Source organism: Bacillus cereus group sp. N11, from assembly GCF_016483605.1.
GTDB lineage: Bacteria > Bacillota > Bacilli > Bacillales > Bacillaceae_G > Bacillus_A > Bacillus_A toyonensis.
On record NZ_JAEHBN010000001.1, the window covers coordinates 596,196 to 612,892 of the forward strand.

Here is a 16,697-nt window from a genome sequence, read left to right on the forward strand (position 1 = left end):
TATTTTCAACTGATCAATGAGGTGGAAAAATGGGTAAATACGTTCCATTAAAATTTTTATTTAATGATGAATTAGCAGAAAAAATGGCTGATTCTATTTGTAAACACGATTCTACTTTCTCTAAAAAAAACTTTATAGCCTCCGTAACATGTAAAGTTGAAGGTTTAGAGTTAAAGCAACGGATTGAAGTAATAGCAGATGAATTACACAATGCTTTACAAAAAGATTTTAATGAAGCAATACATATATTACTGAAAACATTGGGACCAGAAAATACAACAGAAGTAGGTACATTTACAAACGGCTATATGTACATGCCTATCGCAAAATACGTTGAAAAATATGGGCTTAACGATTTTGACTCCTCATTCCATGCAATGTATGAAATAACAAAAAGGAATACTGCTGAATATGCCATTCGGCCTTTTCTTGAAACGTACCATGAAGACACACTAAATATTTTACAACAGTGGATTCATGACGAAAACAGCCACATTAGGAGACTAATTTCTGAAGGTACAAGACCAAGACTTCCTTGGGCAAAAAAAACAGGAGCTCTAAAAGGTAACTTTAAGAACAATTTACAGCTTCTTGAACCATTAATGAATGACCCTTCTAAGTATGTTCAAAAATCTGTAGCCAATCATATTAACGATATTACGAAGGAAGATAAAGAACTCGTTTTTCAATGGTTGCAGCAATTACGTGATAAACAGCATCCTGTTAACCCTTGGATTATAAAACATGGGTTAAGAACGGTGATAAAAAATGGTACTTTACCAAAAGATTTTTATTTTTAAGTATTTTTAAATGAAAACGGCCAAAACAAAAACGCTTATGCTTCAAGAATGAAGTATAAGCGTTTTTTCTCTTTAAAACATTATCCCTGCCTTAAAATATTTTGAAACATTTCCGGTTTATTGTGTTTAAAACTCTCTATTATTTCTTTTCCAAATATCGTTATACTCTTCTCCCAAGGATGGCCTAAATACCCCCACTTAAAGTCTTTCTGAATAAAGAAATAGTAATCACCATTCGGAAATATTGGTATACGCCACTCTTAAAATTCATTTCTTTCAAACTCTAAGTGTGGATTTACCCAATAACACTCATGTTGCCAATCTAGTGCCATCATATATTCATTCAATGCTGTATTCTCTTTGAAAACTTTTAATGCTTTTTCTTCAAGTTCATCATATACATTTAAATCTACCGATTCTCCAAAATAATGAGAGATGTCATATGTGATAAACGGTCCTGGTACTTTAAACGATGGAAATATTGAAACACTTGGTGAAAATTCATAGTCACTATATACTTTATCCCAAATTCGATCGTACTCTTTATCTGTAAACTCAATCCAATTTTTCATTAAATATCTACCTTCTCTTTATATTTCAAAGGAATTCCACTCAAAAATCCCGAATATATAAATAATCATTCTCGCAAGGAGCGAATTTATATGCATCTATTCGAACACGAAACGTAAATCCGTTTCACTTTTATAAGAGGTCCTCCTTTTTACTTTTCTCATCATATCATTCATTTACAAAATAGGAGGGTACAATTATGAAACGTGATCCATTATTTTTAACTTTATTAGACAGTGCAAATACAAATTTTAGCGGCTGGGATTTTTCTTTCATTTCAGAAACGGGTCGAATGAAAAGTGAGCCTTTATCGTGGTCGTACGGTAGCACTGCTTTCCAGCTTATACAACACGCAAAATCAATGCTAGATATGGGCACTGGCGGTGGAGAGCTTTTATCTATGTTACAACCGTTCCCGCCAACTATTTATGCTACTGAGGGCTACGCTCCAAACGTGCCAATTTCCCGAAAGAAATTAGAGCCTTTAGGGGTTATTGTTGTAGAAGTAAAGGATGATGATGCCCTACCGCTTCAAGATGCTCAATTTGATTTAATTGTGAACCAACATGAATCCTATGCTGCTTCTGAGGTAAACCGAATCCTTTCTCCTAATGGAATATTTCTTACACAACAAGCTGGTGGTCTTGATTGCGCAGAACTTAATAAGCAGTTTGGCACACCACTAAATAGCGAATTTGCAAGTTGGTCACTCGAAACTGCCTGTAATGAGCTAAAGGAAAATGGATTTACTATTTTAGATGCAAAGGAAGAATTCCCTCTTCAACGCTTTTATGATATTGGCGCTATCGTCTATTATTTAAAAGCGATTCCGTGGCAAATTCCTGATTTTACTGTCGAAAGGTATTATGAGGAATTATATCGCATACATGAGATTATGTTGCAAAAAGGCTATTTTGATGTGAAGCAACATCGCTTTATCATTAAAGCGATTCGCAACTAATCATGGAGCATACGAAAACAAAAAAGAGATGGATATGCCATCTCTTTTTTGTTTTAATTTAAGTAACGAAAGTTTGTGTTACAACTTTGGCTAATAAAGTATATTTTTTCAGCATGTAATCACCTAACATATATATTTTTTCAACTAAAGTATAAGTGTAGTTTTTCATCCTATCTTCTATTGAGAAACGAGTTGTTTTTCATATCGTTTGTTCGCATCATCTTCTGTCAAAAATGCAGTTGTGTAATTAATAATATTCCGGTTATCGTACGTAAATATATGCTCTAACATATTTTCTTCTGTTAATATTAGCGGTAAGTATTTTGGTAAATTACTAACTACACCTCTATTATTCTCATCTAATATCCATCCAATTTCCTTCCACTCTAATATACCTTCATCAGTACTTAACGGTGTATCCATTTGTACTCCCTCTGGCAAATCAGCAAGGAATACGTACATCCCTTCACTACCTCGAGGCTCGTCCTTACTTTTAAAAATCACATTCCCTTTATACGTTACACTTGGAAGACCTATGCCTGTTTCCTCAAGCGTTTCTCTAATTATTCCTTCATATGGCGTTTCATTATCTTCAATTTTTCCCCCAACACCATTCCACATTCCCATATTCGGCTTTTTATTTCTATTTAGTAAGAGTATTTTATTTCCTTTTCTAATGAAGCAAATTGTGTATGTATACATACTATCATTTCCTTTCAATTACACCTTCTTTTGTAAGCAATTGATTTTCCACATGAGTTATTTGGCTTATTTTCAAGTGAAAACACTCGCCTTACAATTCCTTATCACATAATATATAGTACAACTTTCATACGTAAATACTTTACGTCAAACGAAAGAATCCTTTTTAGAAAGGAGCATTTAAAATCGATACTACAAGCAGTGAATTTTTAAAACAGTATTACGACAGCCACGTTTGGTTAAAAGATACCTACTGGTTCGGTGTTCCCATCTGCAAACTTCCCTCTGATCTCTTTTTGTATCAAGAAATCATTTATGAATTAAAGCCCGATTTAATTATTGAATGCGGGACTTTTCATGGTGGTAGTGCACTGTATTTAGCTTCTATGTTAGATTTAATCGGAAAAGGTCACGTACTTACTATCGATATAACTCCGCAGCCAAATCGGCCATCACATAATCGGATTACGTATTTAACAGCATCTTCTGTTTCTGTGCAGGCCGTCCAAACAATAGTAAGTATGCGCAAACCTGATGATGTGATTTTAGTTATTTTAGATTCTGATCATAGTAAAGAACATGTATCAAAAGAACTCTTACTTTATAAATCTATTGTAACCACTGGTAGTTACATTATTGTAGAGGATACATGTATTAACGGAAATCCTCTCCTTCCAGATTGGGGCCCTGGCCCGATGGAAGCCGTGGAAGAGTTTTTAGCTAAAAATAACAATTTCATAATCGATGAATCTAAACATAAATTTTTCATATCTTTTAATCCAAAAGGTTTTTTAAAGAAAATAAAGTGAAACTTTAATAAGTGGGGCTTTATGAATTCCCCACTTATTCTATAATTTTCATTTTTGAAAAAGGATAATACACAAATTCTACTTTTCCTATCACGTTATCTTCTTCAATATATCCTAAGCCATTGCGACTATCCCTACTAAGTTCACGGTTATCTCCCATGACAAATAGCTTATTTGGTGGAATCTTTGTCTTTTGGAAATTGTAAAATACTTGTGTATTGTTGAATAAATCTTTATTTGTATACGGCTCTACTTGTTTTTTATCATTTACATATACAGTTCCATTCGTTATGTTAATTACGTCACCAGGTAGCCCTATTACCCTTTTCACATAATATTTCGATTCGTCCTCTTCTTTAATAATGACAATTTCCCCGTGCTGTATGTTAGAAAAATGTACTGCTGCTTTATTTACAAATACGTAGTCTTCTTCATTTAAAGTCGGCTGCATGGATTTCCCTTCTACCTTACATAACGTAAAAGAATGATAGGCTATTACCATAACAAGTATAAATAGTATGTACTTCCCCCAACCTCTCTTAATCTCCTCTTTCATATCCATTCCCACCTTATAAAATAACTCAAAAAATATATCACTGCACAATATATTCCTGTGCAGTGATATTATTTTTACTGGGCCTTGTTCGGCTGTTCTACCGGGACTGAATTTGCATTTGATCTTTTCGCTTTCAAGTCAAAATACGCATCCAAAATTTCTTTACCAATCGCGGAATTAACCCCTGATTTATCATTATTCACCCATGGTACAACAACTGAAAAAGCTACTTCCGGATCAGCATCATATGGCGCATAGCCGGCAAGAGTTAAATTATAACATTTTTTTCGGTTATAGTTCTCATCTCTTCCAATATCACTTTCTCCACCATATACCGTCTCAGCTGTTCCTGTTTTTCCAGCTGGTTTATACGGTAAGCCTTTAAACGTTCCTGTACCTGTTCCGTCAGCTTCTTGAAAAACTCTTCTAAACCCTTCTTTTACATGATTAATGTATGACGTGTTCATATCCACTCGATTTAAAACAACCGGTTCAATTGATCGAATAACTTTTCCGACATCCTCTGGGCGGTTTGGCTGCTCTCTAATTTCTTGCACAATTTGTGGTTTCATTCGGTAACCGCCATTTGCAATTGTTGAAATATATTGAGCAAGCTGTAGCGGTGTATATGTATCATATTGTCCAATTGCATAATCAAGTAAAAAGCCTGGTATATTATCAGTTCTACCCATTTGACCAATTGATTCATTTGGCAAGTCAATACCAGTCGATACACCTAAACCAAATTGTCTAAAATAGTAACGCATTTTATTAAATGTCTCTTGTTTAATATCTAACGGATTGTTTGGCACATAATTAATCCCCGCCATTTTTAATGCTGTATTAAACATATAAACGTTCGACGAAACTTGTAAAGCTCTTAAATCATCAATATCACCAAAATCTTTCCATGATTTTTTCGGCTTAGTACTTCCTTTAAAGTACATTGGCGCATCAAAGAAATGCGTAAACGGTTTAATCGCTTCTGCTTGGTATCCAGATAATAAAGTAGCCCCTTTCACAGTTGATCCTAACTCATAGGAACTTGTCATCGTCCCTAATGCGTAGTCTTCTATTTGCATCACGCCATCTTTATTTACAATTTTCTTTCCTGCCATTGATAAAATTTGACCGTTTTTCGGATTCATCATTACAACGAAAGCACGATCCATCATCGGTTCTGAAGAATGAAACGCTCGTAAATTTTTTTCAAGACTTTCCTCTACCTTTTTTTGCAAATCCATATCAACCGTTAACATTAAGTTATTTCCACTTTTTCCTTCAGTCACTTTTTCAGTCCGAATAATATTCCCTGCTTTATCTGTAATATTTCTAGATTGTTCTTTCATTCCATGTAATGCATCTTCGTATTGCTTTTCGATGTAACTCTTACCAATACGATCATTTCGGTTGTAATCACGAACTAAATAATACTCTAATTGTTCTCTTGGCAATCCCTCATTTTCATTAGAAACGCTACCAAGTATAGAACGAAGGATTTTATCATTTGGATATTCACGTTCCCAATCTACTGTCGTATCTACCCCCGGCAAGCTTGCTAATCTTTCACTAACGATTGCATATTCATTTTGACTTACATCTTTTTTAACGATTTGCGGCGTCATTTTATATCCCGTATTCATTTTACTTTTAATTGCTAATACTTCTAAATCATCTTTTGAAAGCTCCTTTAATTCTTCTTGTGTAATTCTCTCCCGACGCAACTCTTCTACTTTTTTATCTAATTCTTTCCCTTCTATTTCCTGCTTCCTAAATTTACTCTCATCTGCTTTCGTTACTTTTTCTGCAGCCCTTTTTTCATTTAACTGCATCCAAAAATCTTTTTTATCTGTCTCTGTTAACTTATCCATATCCTCTTGCGACATTTCAATTAGCCCTGCTAACTCTCTCGCTACTTTTAAAACTTCTTTCGAGTCTACTCCTTTCATTTTCGTATATGTAACGGTTCGTAGTGGTTTGTTATTTACAATTACTTTGCCTTCTCGATCAAACATTTTCCCTCTAGGAACAGGCGTACTCACCGTCACATCTTCCTTTTTATTCACTTCATTTCGATACGTTTCTCCATCAATGATTTGCACTTTACCTAGTTGAATAATAATAGCTGAAAATAAAAGAAAGACGATAAAAAATAGTACATTTAACCGAAATGGAATATGAGTCTTTTTCTTTTTCGGTTGTTTCTTTTTCTCCTTGTTCTGTCTCATTTCGCTCCCTCGCTTCATTCTATTAACTTCTACGCATAAATTGAAACTTTAAACAGAGTGGTCCTCTGTTTATTAGCCCACAACAATCGGGCTTTTACAAGCGGTTAATCTTCCACCTAATTTCTTCGCCTGTGCCGAATTTTTCAGATGGGAGTCTTACTGCTCGCAAATAACGGGATAACTCATTATGTATCAAATTTATTTATATGATATATATAGAATTTTATATTAGTTACAAAAGAAAGAAAAGATTTAATTTTCAGTTTTCGGATTTCGCATCCTATTTATTACCATTCCCCTTACAATACAATATCATGAATACAAAAAACTGAGGTAGATACATTGCACCTCAGTTTTTTTACGATAACTTATTTATTTGAAGATAACCCTTCAACAAATTCACCAATCTTTTGTCGAAAAACAAAATCAAAGTTATATTCCTGCCCTGTTAACTCTTCATTTACTAAAATGGTTGTTGCTCCAATTTCCCTCTTTGCAATTTCCGGGAAAGATGCGACAGGCTGTACTTTTAATGACGTTCCCATAACGAGAAACACATCTGTTTCATATAAACGTGTAATCGCATTTTGATATTGCGGCAGTGTATCTCCGTATAAAACAACATCTGGATTTAAAATGAAATTACACTTCTCGCAGCGCGGTACTTCATGATCAATCATATATTGTAAATCATAACCCGTTTTACACTTCGGACAATGTGCTGTTTGAAGTGTTCCGTGTAAATCAATGACATGTTTACTACCACCTAATTGATGTAAACCGTCGATATTTTGCGTTAAAATTGTTATATCTTTCCCTTGTTCTTCTAGCTCAGCTAAAAAGCGATGTCCACGATTAGCTTTATATTGATGAAACGTATTAATTTGAAATATTTCTTTATAATGCTTCCAAAACTCTTTCGGACTTCTGTTATAGTACCCTCTCGATAAGTACATCTCCACATTCGCATCAGCATACAACCCATTTGCTGAACGGAAATCTGGGATGCCACTTTCTGTACTGGCTCCTGCGCCTGTTAATACAGTAATTTTCTTCGCTTTTTCTAAAATTGAACGAACTTCTTCAAATTGCACAAAAATCACCTCTATGTATATTCCTATACTTATTATACCAGTTGTTTACAGGAGGTGTTGTACATTTCATTTTACTTAATGCGTCGCGCCCCCAATTTCTACAATATCTACTTCTACTTCCGTTGTTACCTCGATTGCCAACTCTATCCCTTTACTAATAGTAGAAAGTGACATACTCGGTTGCCCTGGATAGCTACTCGCTTGTTCTGGTAAGAACGGAATATGAATGAATCCGCCTTTTATTTGCATATCATATTTTTCTAGTTCATGCATAAGTCCATAGAATAAGTGATTACAAACGAATGTACCTGCCGTTTGTGAAACAGATGACGGTATGCCTTCTTCACGAAGTTTTTTTACGATTGCTTTCATTGGGAGCGTGGACCAATAGGCAGCAGGTCCTTCCTCAACAACCGGTACATCCACCGGCTGATTCCCTTCATTGTCAGCAATTCTTGCATCATCAATATTAATTGCGACACGCTCTATCGTAATATCTGGTCTACCCCCAGCTTGTCCGATACATATAATCATTTCCGGCGACAGTTCTTCTATATATTCTTTTAAAACTTTTATTGATTTATGAAATACAGTTGGAACTTGTTTACTTATAATCTTGTATTCTCCAATTGTTTTTTCATGCAAACTTTTTGCGACTTCCCAAGCTGGATTGATACTTTCTCCGCCGAACGGATCGAACCCTGTTAATAATACTGTTTTCATCGTTTTCCCTCCTAATTAGAAACGATATACTAAGCCGTACATAATAAACATATTTATGATAAAGATTGAAAGCGCGATGGGTACTTGCGCTTTAATAACAGCATTTTTATCTTTTAACTCTAAAAGCATTGCTGGAACGATATTAAAGTTTGCTGCCATTGGCGTAAGCAGTGTTCCGCAATATCCAGCAAACATGCCGAGTGCGGCCATAATCGCTGGATTCCCGCCGTGCATTTGAACAATTAAAGGTAATCCGATTCCGCCAGTGATTACTGCAAACGCTGCGAATGCATTCCCCATTACAACTGTGAAAAGCATCATTCCTAAACAGTACGCCATAACAGCAACGAATGGATATTCTGTCGGTAACACTTTTCCAACTAAATCAGAAACGACTTGTCCAACACCAGACTTCGCAAAAATGCCGCCAAGTGCTGCTAACATTTGTGGTAAAATAACTGCCCAACCAACAGCTTGTAATAATCTACTTCCTTCTTGAACAGGCGTCGTTATTTTCGATTTTGTAATACGCATCGCCGCAACGAATGCGAGTAATGCTCCTAACGCTAATGCAACTAACGTTACTTTATCTGGATCTACAAGGGATACATTTCCCCATTTGATTTTCCCTAACGTTAACGTACCGATAATTGTAAAAATAGGAATTAAAAGTGCAGGCATGAAAATTTTATTTTTTAATTTCTCAGCATGTTTCACACGTTCTTGTACAGGTACTTCTTTCTCCTGAGATTTTGTTACTTTATTCAATGAAGCTAACACGACCATAGCGAGCACGATACACCCAACGTAAAACGAAGGTATTACATTTCCGAATAAAAATGTAACTGCGAATAATGCCCAAAATAAGCTAGAACCGAATCGGTTTGGATGTTCACGATCGAATGCGATACGCACAGCGATAAAGGCAACGATTATACCTAATACATAATAAATTGTATCCATAGTTATGATGTTCATCTTATATAGCCTCCTTCTCTTGTTTTCCTTCTGCCTTCATTGTTTTCGCTATATATTTATCAAACCTTCTGAATCTAATCCAACTTACGATTAGTGCGGATATTGCTGTTGGAATACCCCAAAGCGCCATATCCCATACTCCGACATGCATACCTACTGAATCGAAGAATCCTTTCATTAATAAAATCGCACCAGTTGCGATAAAAATATCTTCTCCGAAAAACCAAGCTGTATTTTCCGCAGCAGCTGCGTTTGCTTTAATCTTTTCTCTTAATTTTTCCGGAAGTTTACCGTATTTACCTTGTGCCGCTCCTTCTGCCATTGGTGCAACGAGCGGTCTTACTGTTTGCGCATGACCACCAATATTCAGCCCTAGTGCCGCTGATGATTCTCTTATTGTAAAATATGACATTAATACTCTTCCAGTTGTTGCCCCTTTTGATTTCGTTATAAGTGCTTCTGCTCTTTCTTTTAAACCATAACGCTCTAAAATTCCGATTACAGGTAAAGTTAGTATAATAGGCATAGACATATATCTATTTTCTATAAAAAATTTACCGAACATGCTGATGACGTCATAAAAACTTAATCCTGAAACCATACCAGTAACAATTCCTGCAACCATTACTACTAATAGTGTATTTAACCTAAATAGAAAGCCAACTGCAACAAGTAGTATCCCAATTAATTTAATCATTTCCAGCACTTCCCCTCATTTTTTATTTCGGTGCACATATAGAAACACCATTAAGTTCGAATGTTCTGTATATTCTCTCCGCAAATTGTACCGCTTTCTCTCCATCGCCATGCAAACAAATTGTTTGCGCCTGAACTGTTACTTTCTCTCCATTCACCGTTTCTACATATCCTTCTTTTACCATTTGAAGCACTTGTTTTATCGCTTCGCCTTCATCTGTTATAAGTGCATTTTTTTCTGTACGACTTGTTAATGTCCCATCTTGCTTATACGTACGATCAGCAAAAACTTCTTGCATGAATGTTACTTTATATTTTTCTGCAGCTTGTATAAACGCCTCGCTATTTGCTAATCCGTAAAGTAATAGATCCGGGTTCATATGAGAAATTGCCTTTACGATTGCATCTGCAATTGCTGGGTCAGTTGCCGCCATATTATATAGGGCACCGTGCGGTTTCACATGATGCATCTTCGCCCCTGCCGCTTTCACAAACCCGTCTAATGCACCAATTTGATATAAAACGTAATCATATACTTCACTTGCTGAAACATTCATGTTTCTTCTTCCAAATCCAATTAAATCAGGAAATCCAGGATGCGCCCCTATTGCTACGTTATGTTTCAAAGCTTTTTCAACTGTTTGACGCATAACGATCGGATCACCCGCATGAAAACCACAAGCAACATTTATAGAGGAAACGAACGGAAGAATCTCATCATCATTCCCCATTTTATAAGCTCCAAAACTTTCTCCTAAATCACAATTCAAATCGATTGTCGTCACGATATTTCCCTCCTACTCTCAGCTTCGTAAAGCGATGAACTTCTTTAATAGTTTCATATTTTCTTCCTGCTCTATGTACAATCGCTCCGCTTCTTCTATAGAAACTTTTTCAAAAGTTACATAGTCCCCTGGTTTCAGCTGGGCAAGCAGAGGTAAATCTACTGAAATGACATTTCCGATTCTCGGATAGCCACCTGTCGTTTGCCTATCTGCCATTAATATAATAGGCTGCCCACCATTTGGAACTTGAATGGTTCCAAATGTAACAGGACTTGATAGAATTTCTTGTTCTATTTCTCTATTTAAAACTTCCCCATCAAACCTATATCCCATGCGATCAGCATAATTGGACACTTTATACTCTTTCATAAAAAATGACTCTTTACTTTTTTCTGTAAACTGATTATATTCAAAATCTGTTATGACGCGAAGCGTAGGATGCTTCTTATATTTTGGTAAGACGTTATTTCGAATTGCCCATTTTGTTTTTATTCGCTCTTCCTTTTGTAAGTTCTGAATGAAACGACTCGCCATTTCTGCGTGCGTACCAATTTGAAAATAGTCACCCTTTTTGAGCATCCTTCCTTCAATCCCGCCAATAGCAGCTCGCATATATGTACTTTTACTTCCCATTGTATGATCAATATGAATACCACCAGCAAATGTTACATATGCTCTGCACCCACGTTTCGCTTTTCCAAAACAAAGCATGCTGCCTTCTTCTGCTAAAATAGGACGCCATAACGGAATTCGTTCTCCATTCAATAACGGTTCCAAATCCGCTCCGCCAATCGCGAGCAAAGTCGTTTTCTTTAGTAACAATTTAGGTCCCATTATCGTCATTTCTAAACCTGCTTCATTTTCTTCATTACCGACTAACATATTGATTAGCCTAAGTGCATTTTTATCCATCGCACCGCCAACTGGTACACCATACTGTTGATAATGAAATCGTCCTAAATCTTGGACTGTTGTAAGCATCCCCGCATGTAAAACCTCTACATCCATTCTTTAGCCCCCTCTAGCGATACGTATTCTTCCCTTGTTACCGGGATAAAACGTAAATACATACCACTTTGAATATAGGTAGGTGATTCTTCTCTTGGATTAAATAATGAAATCGGTGTTCGGCCGATAATATTCCATCCACCCGGTGTTTCAAGCGGATAAATACCTGTTTGCTTTCCACCAATCCCTACCGAACCAGGAGCAATTTGTAACCGTGGTGTTTCTTTTCTAGGTGTTTCTAATTGTTTTGATAATCCCCCTAAATATGGGAATCCTGGTGTGAAACCTAACATATACACAAAATATGTTGTTTCGCTATGTATACGAATAACATCCTCTACTTGCAAACCTTGATAATGTGCGACCTCTTCTAAATCCGGCCCATATTCGCCTCCGTAGCAAACTGGTATAGAAATATGTTTCACATTCTCGTTCACTTCTTCTTTATATGAATCACACAGCTCCTGTATATATTGGCAAACGTAATCATATGACCTTTCACTTCTCTCATTTTGCATCCATACTTCGTACAAATTATAATAAATTGCTAATGAAGTAAACGATGGCACACATTCAACCATTCCTGTAAATGGATGTTGTTTCAACGCTTGAAATAATCGCTGCACTTTTCCGTATATATCCATCCTAATTTCTTCACCAAACGTAACAATAATTGCTTGATCCCCTAACGCAGAAAATTTCATCCCATTCCCTCTTTCTATGCCAAAAAGCCGAGTTCTTTCGAAATGCGGTATGCTGTTTCTTTCACTTTCGCAGTAAAATATGAAATGTTACTTTCGCCATACTCAATTGCTAAACCTGAAATACTAATACCTGCTACAACCGTTCCATTATTTGCAAAAATCGGAGCTGCTATAGCCGCTGTATGATTTTCTAATTCAGAATAACTAATTGTGTAACCTTCCTTTTTCGCTAGTTGTAATACTTCTAGCAAATGTTCCTTATTCACGATTGTTCCATCCGCAAACTGTTTTAAATCGGTTTTCTCTACGTACTTCCTTTTCTCTTCCTCAGAAAAATAAGATAGTAAAATTCTCGGACATGCCCCCGCATAAAGAGGTGCTCTTCTTCCAACCGCTGTATAAACACGTACCGGCTGAACTCCTTCCATTTTTTCAACGTAAATTGCATCATTACCATCTTGAATAATTAAATTAACTGCCTGCCCTAAACTATCTCTAAGCTCTTTCATATATGGAATCGCAATATTTCTTACTGATAATCTTTGTGAAACAAGTTGCCCAAACCGTAAAAAAACGACTCCAAGGCGATATTTCCCCTTCTCATTTTTTTGTAAAAGCTCCATTTCTTCTAGCGAACCGATTAAACGATAAACAGATGTTTTCGGCATATTTGTAAGCTGAACCATCTCTGTTAAACTTAACTCTTCATGCTCATAAAATAACTCTAAAATATCCATTGTCTTCACTGCCGTTTTATTTATACTCATCCTATCTCCTTTTTGTTCCGAATTTCGGAACTTTAATTCCATTTTTCGAAACAAAGATATAATTTAAAATTATAAAATATTCTTTCAATTCTATCAATATTTTTTTCACGTACATAATCCGATATATTTTGTCCGCTATTAAAAAAACACAAATAATAAGTGATTTATATAAAATGAAAGGCTCTTGAATGATTGACAAAACTTTAACACGTGAAGAACGAACTATTAGAATAAAAGTTACAATAAAAAGTACGGAAGTTTAGATTTGAAATAAAATTTGATCACTTTTCATTAATAACACTGCTATAAAAGAAAATATAAAGAGCATGTTTGAATCAATTTTTGATCAAAACATGCTCTTCTCATAGTTATTCAAAGTATTCTTTTTTAACATGATTGATTGTTCCTTCGTTCAACTAACAAGTCTATTAGTTACATATTACTTATTTTTTAAAATCGTTCTTTTAGCTTTTTTAATAATTCTACTAGTTGATTTTATGTCAGTATCTTTTTCCCATTCTTCACACAGGTCCATTACCCAATCCGGTTTCGTTTTACTTGCATCATTTAACCAGTTTCCAACCGAATCTTGGACATATTTTGATGGATCTGATTTAAGTAAATTAAGAATAGGAAGTGCTTTTTCAGGTTCTTGTTTTAATATTTCAATATGTTTACTCCATACACCTCGAGGACGAATAGATTCTACAGAGAACCTACGAATATTCTCATCTTCACTTTTTGCCCATTCTACTAACAACTCCACACTTTTTTCTATATTCTGTGAAAGATCTTCTCTAATAGACATCCAAGCAATTTCTCGAACACCAAAATGATGATCCGCTGCAAAAGGTCGAATGTACGTTAATGTATCTTTTAATGTGTTATTTGATTTTTTATTCATAAACGCTGCCCAACATCGTACACTATCTGAAATATGATTAGATAATTTTAACAATACATCTTCCTTGTTTCCTTCATTCTCTTTGAGTATAATTTCATCCAATAAAGTTCCTGTTATTCGTATGACTTTCATCCCTGTTTCCACGTTCTGTTTTTCTAATTCAGCTACTATGCTTTCCAAACTATTCTTGAGTCCTATTAAAGGTAAGACATTTTTGAGTAGTTCAATATGATTTATAGCTAGCCATTCTGTTAGATTAACACTTTCTACTTTCCCTTGCTGTAGTAATTGTAAGACCTCTTTAGGAATTTCGTTTACTTTCCTGGCTCCTTTCCTGTTTAAGATAACTTCTGATTCTTTCGTTATCATTTAAATTCCCTCCTTGCAATACTATCTTCAAATAAACAGAGGCCATTTTGAAAAATAATAATCAAAATGACCTCTGTCTGTCTTTCTTAAATGAACATTCAGTTTCACAAAAAATGTGATTTAAATCCACCGGAAGAATATTTCTCCCATACTTTTTCTTTATAACGCTCTTACTTGTTTCAACGGCCAGAAAACAGCTTGTCCTTTTCCGACAATTTCATCTTCTGAAATAAAGCCAAACATGCGACCGTCCTTAGAAACTTCACGATTATCTCCTAAAACAAATACTTGGCCTTCTGGCACTTTCGTTTTTCCTGTGATTTGTTCTAACGTAAAGTCTGGAGTTAATACTCGGCCTACTGCTTTTTCTTTAAACTCTTTTAAATATGGTTCTTCCATCACTTTTCCGTTTACGTATAAAACATCGTTTTTATACTCAACTGTATCACCTGGTAAACCAATTACTCGTTTTACTAAGTCGTACCCTTCTTTTCCGTGGAAGACGATAACATCGAAGCGATCTAATCCACTTATACTATAACCAATCTTATTCACGAGAACGCGCTCATTATTTTCTAAAGTAGGCATCATTGATTCACCTTGCACTAAAGAAGGTGTAAATAAAACACCGCGAATAATTGCGATTAATACAAGGGTAAATCCTATCGTTTTAGCCCATGAGAATAATTCTTTCTTCGTATTTTCCTTCATCGTTTCTCCTCTTTCTTATGCAATTATTTTATTATTTCAACTAATTCTCGCACTAAACTTCGATCAATTTCAGAAAAACATGATTTACCTTCTCTTACCGCTGTACCGACATGAGCTTGCGAAATTCCAGTTTCATCTAATAACTGCTTTATATTTTCTTTCGTTACACCACTTCCAGCTACAAGTTGAATTTGACCATCGCTTACCTTTTGCATATCTTTAAGCACTGGAATATTATCTACTATATTTCCTTGTCCACCTGAAGTTAACACGTGAGTCACTTTATGGAATTCCTTTAAAGTTCTCATCGCTTCTACTAGGTTTTCTATATCATCTATCGCACGGTGATACGTTACATTTATTCCATCTACAACAGATAACAAATCTGCTAGCTTCTCTTTATCAACTTCTTTTTGTTCGTTTAATACGCCTAATACAACGCCTGCTGCACCTAACTTCTGCGCAACGCTAATGTCTTCTTTCATCATTTCAATTTCTTCTTCCGTATATGTAAAAGACTTCGCATGCGGACGAATCATAACGTGAATCGGTATATTTACTGCTTCTACCGCTTTTTTAATAAATGCATAACTCGGCGTTAATCCACCTTCTGTATAAGATGAAATTAATTCAATCCGCTTCCCACCCGCGCTTTCAATTCGTTTCACATCTTCTAAACATGTTGCAATAACCTCTAGCATGAGATAACCTCTTTTCGTGCTTTTTTCTTATTATACATTAGTAAAAATAAGAAGCCTAGCTTTCTCCTATAAAACTATAAAAAGAAGAATGAAAAGAAAGATTTTTTCAATTGATAACACTTATTTGTAATGTGCTATTTTTCATGAACAATACTACTAAAAAGAGAAAAAGATATACATCTTACAAAAAAACATTCCATTATCTCTCGTTCAGATGTATTATTTAGAATTGAGTTCTTCGAAGCTATTCAAGGGATGCTGCCTATTGCTATCAAGCTAATATTTTGGCGCATCCTCAAAACAAAAAATTGTACATCCTCATCTGGAGATGTCAATTTTCTCGCTTTGGAGTATTTGCTCTTCTTAGTTTGATGAGCATAGGGTAGCTCAGGAAAATACGAATTTACAACGTTAAAGAAATTCCAAAATTAAAAGCCTAATTTCTCAATATTAAAATTAAGGAATTTGGCTTTTTTGTCGCTCTGAAGAAGAGCCCTTTTATTGAATAATAAATTTCTTCAAATTGAGAGGAATGAGCATATAACGTTTTCACAGAGATGTTGCCTGAATCTCTTCCCTGCTTCTTCCCCGGCGACCAAGTGGTTCGGAGAGTCCTTTCGCTTGCATGTTA

General features: G+C 35.3%; 17 protein-coding genes and 1 pseudogene. 3 read left to right on the forward strand and 15 right to left on the reverse strand.

What is annotated here, in order from left to right; all coding sequences use genetic code 11:
* The first annotated feature begins 29 nt into the window (after positions 1-29).
* A complete protein-coding gene (locus JDS98_RS03130; RefSeq protein ID WP_000521685.1) occupies positions 30-800 on the forward strand; it encodes a DNA alkylation repair protein in 771 nt (256 codons plus the stop codon).
* Between the two features lie 80 nt (positions 801-880).
* Here JDS98_RS03130 and JDS98_RS03135 read toward each other — a convergent pair.
* Positions 881-1,372, reverse strand: a pseudogene (locus JDS98_RS03135) (DUF2716 domain-containing protein).
* A gap of 197 nt (positions 1,373-1,569) precedes the next feature.
* Between JDS98_RS03135 and JDS98_RS03140 the strand changes: the two are divergent.
* Positions 1,570-2,331 (forward strand): class I SAM-dependent methyltransferase, encoded by a 762-nt coding sequence (locus JDS98_RS03140; protein ID WP_000817560.1) that lies wholly within the window; start codon positions 1,570-1,572, stop codon positions 2,329-2,331.
* A 177-nt stretch (positions 2,332-2,508) separates the two neighbouring features.
* On the opposite strand, the gene JDS98_RS03145 is transcribed toward JDS98_RS03140, so the two are convergent.
* Positions 2,509-3,051 (reverse strand): NUDIX hydrolase, encoded by a 543-nt coding sequence (locus tag JDS98_RS03145; RefSeq protein WP_140154104.1) that lies wholly within the window; start codon positions 3,049-3,051, stop codon positions 2,509-2,511.
* A 167-nt stretch (positions 3,052-3,218) separates the two neighbouring features.
* On the opposite strand from JDS98_RS03145, the gene JDS98_RS03150 reads away from it, so the two are divergent.
* Positions 3,219-3,842, forward strand: a complete 624-nt coding sequence (locus tag JDS98_RS03150) for a cephalosporin hydroxylase family protein (RefSeq protein WP_073990597.1) — start codon at positions 3,219-3,221, stop codon at positions 3,840-3,842.
* A 34-nt stretch (positions 3,843-3,876) separates the two neighbouring features.
* Here JDS98_RS03150 and lepB (JDS98_RS03155) read toward each other — a convergent pair whose 3' ends face one another.
* The 13 genes from lepB (JDS98_RS03155) to JDS98_RS03215 all read right to left on the reverse strand — a co-directional run bounded on the left by lepB (JDS98_RS03155) (position 3,877) and on the right by JDS98_RS03215 (position 16,066).
* The gene (gene lepB, locus JDS98_RS03155) at positions 3,877-4,398 is read right to left on the reverse strand and encodes a signal peptidase I (protein ID WP_000656825.1); all 522 of its coding nucleotides are present in this window, start codon (positions 4,396-4,398) and stop codon (positions 3,877-3,879) included.
* A 74-nt stretch (positions 4,399-4,472) separates the two neighbouring features.
* Complete coding sequence (locus JDS98_RS03160) at positions 4,473-6,626, reverse strand: peptidoglycan D,D-transpeptidase FtsI family protein (RefSeq protein ID WP_199633543.1); 2,154 nt, start codon at positions 6,624-6,626, stop codon at positions 4,473-4,475.
* 368 nt (positions 6,627-6,994) lie between these two features.
* Positions 6,995-7,720: an NAD-dependent protein deacylase gene (locus JDS98_RS03165; protein ID WP_001159146.1), complete on the reverse strand. Its 726-nt coding sequence runs from the start codon at positions 7,718-7,720 to the stop codon at positions 6,995-6,997.
* A 75-nt stretch (positions 7,721-7,795) separates the two neighbouring features.
* The gene (gene pcp / locus JDS98_RS03170; RefSeq protein ID WP_097959353.1) at positions 7,796-8,443 is read right to left on the reverse strand and encodes a pyroglutamyl-peptidase I; all 648 of its coding nucleotides are present in this window, start codon (positions 8,441-8,443) and stop codon (positions 7,796-7,798) included.
* A gap of 15 nt (positions 8,444-8,458) precedes the next feature.
* Positions 8,459-9,421, reverse strand: coding sequence for a DUF979 domain-containing protein (locus JDS98_RS03175; protein WP_001021667.1), 963 nt, complete (start codon positions 9,419-9,421; stop codon positions 8,459-8,461).
* A gap of 1 nt (position 9,422) precedes the next feature.
* Positions 9,423-10,118 (reverse strand): DUF969 domain-containing protein, encoded by a 696-nt coding sequence (locus JDS98_RS03180; protein WP_000593386.1) that lies wholly within the window; start codon positions 10,116-10,118, stop codon positions 9,423-9,425.
* 22 nt (positions 10,119-10,140) lie between these two features.
* Positions 10,141-10,902, reverse strand: coding sequence for a 5-oxoprolinase subunit PxpA (pxpA, locus tag JDS98_RS03185; RefSeq protein ID WP_070173412.1), 762 nt, complete (start codon positions 10,900-10,902; stop codon positions 10,141-10,143).
* Between the two features lie 18 nt (positions 10,903-10,920).
* Positions 10,921-11,910, reverse strand: a complete 990-nt coding sequence (locus tag JDS98_RS03190) for a 5-oxoprolinase subunit C family protein (protein ID WP_000382262.1) — start codon at positions 11,908-11,910, stop codon at positions 10,921-10,923.
* Positions 11,901-12,614 carry a 5-oxoprolinase subunit PxpB gene (gene pxpB / locus JDS98_RS03195; protein WP_087970891.1) on the reverse strand — a complete coding sequence of 238 codons (714 nt, stop codon included), beginning with the start codon at positions 12,612-12,614 and terminating at the stop codon, positions 11,901-11,903. Before pxpB ends, JDS98_RS03190 begins: the two co-directional genes overlap by 10 nt.
* A gap of 14 nt (positions 12,615-12,628) precedes the next feature.
* The gene (locus JDS98_RS03200) at positions 12,629-13,381 is read right to left on the reverse strand and encodes an IclR family transcriptional regulator (RefSeq protein WP_097959349.1); all 753 of its coding nucleotides are present in this window, start codon (positions 13,379-13,381) and stop codon (positions 12,629-12,631) included.
* Between the two features lie 439 nt (positions 13,382-13,820).
* Complete coding sequence (locus JDS98_RS03205; RefSeq protein WP_097959348.1) at positions 13,821-14,654, reverse strand: DNA alkylation repair protein; 834 nt, start codon at positions 14,652-14,654, stop codon at positions 13,821-13,823.
* A 159-nt stretch (positions 14,655-14,813) separates the two neighbouring features.
* Positions 14,814-15,365 (reverse strand): signal peptidase I, encoded by a 552-nt coding sequence (gene lepB / locus JDS98_RS03210; protein WP_097954340.1) that lies wholly within the window; start codon positions 15,363-15,365, stop codon positions 14,814-14,816.
* 23 nt (positions 15,366-15,388) lie between these two features.
* The gene (locus tag JDS98_RS03215) at positions 15,389-16,066 is read right to left on the reverse strand and encodes a copper homeostasis protein CutC (RefSeq protein WP_000895104.1); all 678 of its coding nucleotides are present in this window, start codon (positions 16,064-16,066) and stop codon (positions 15,389-15,391) included.
* Positions 16,067-16,697: the final 631 nt, after the last annotated feature.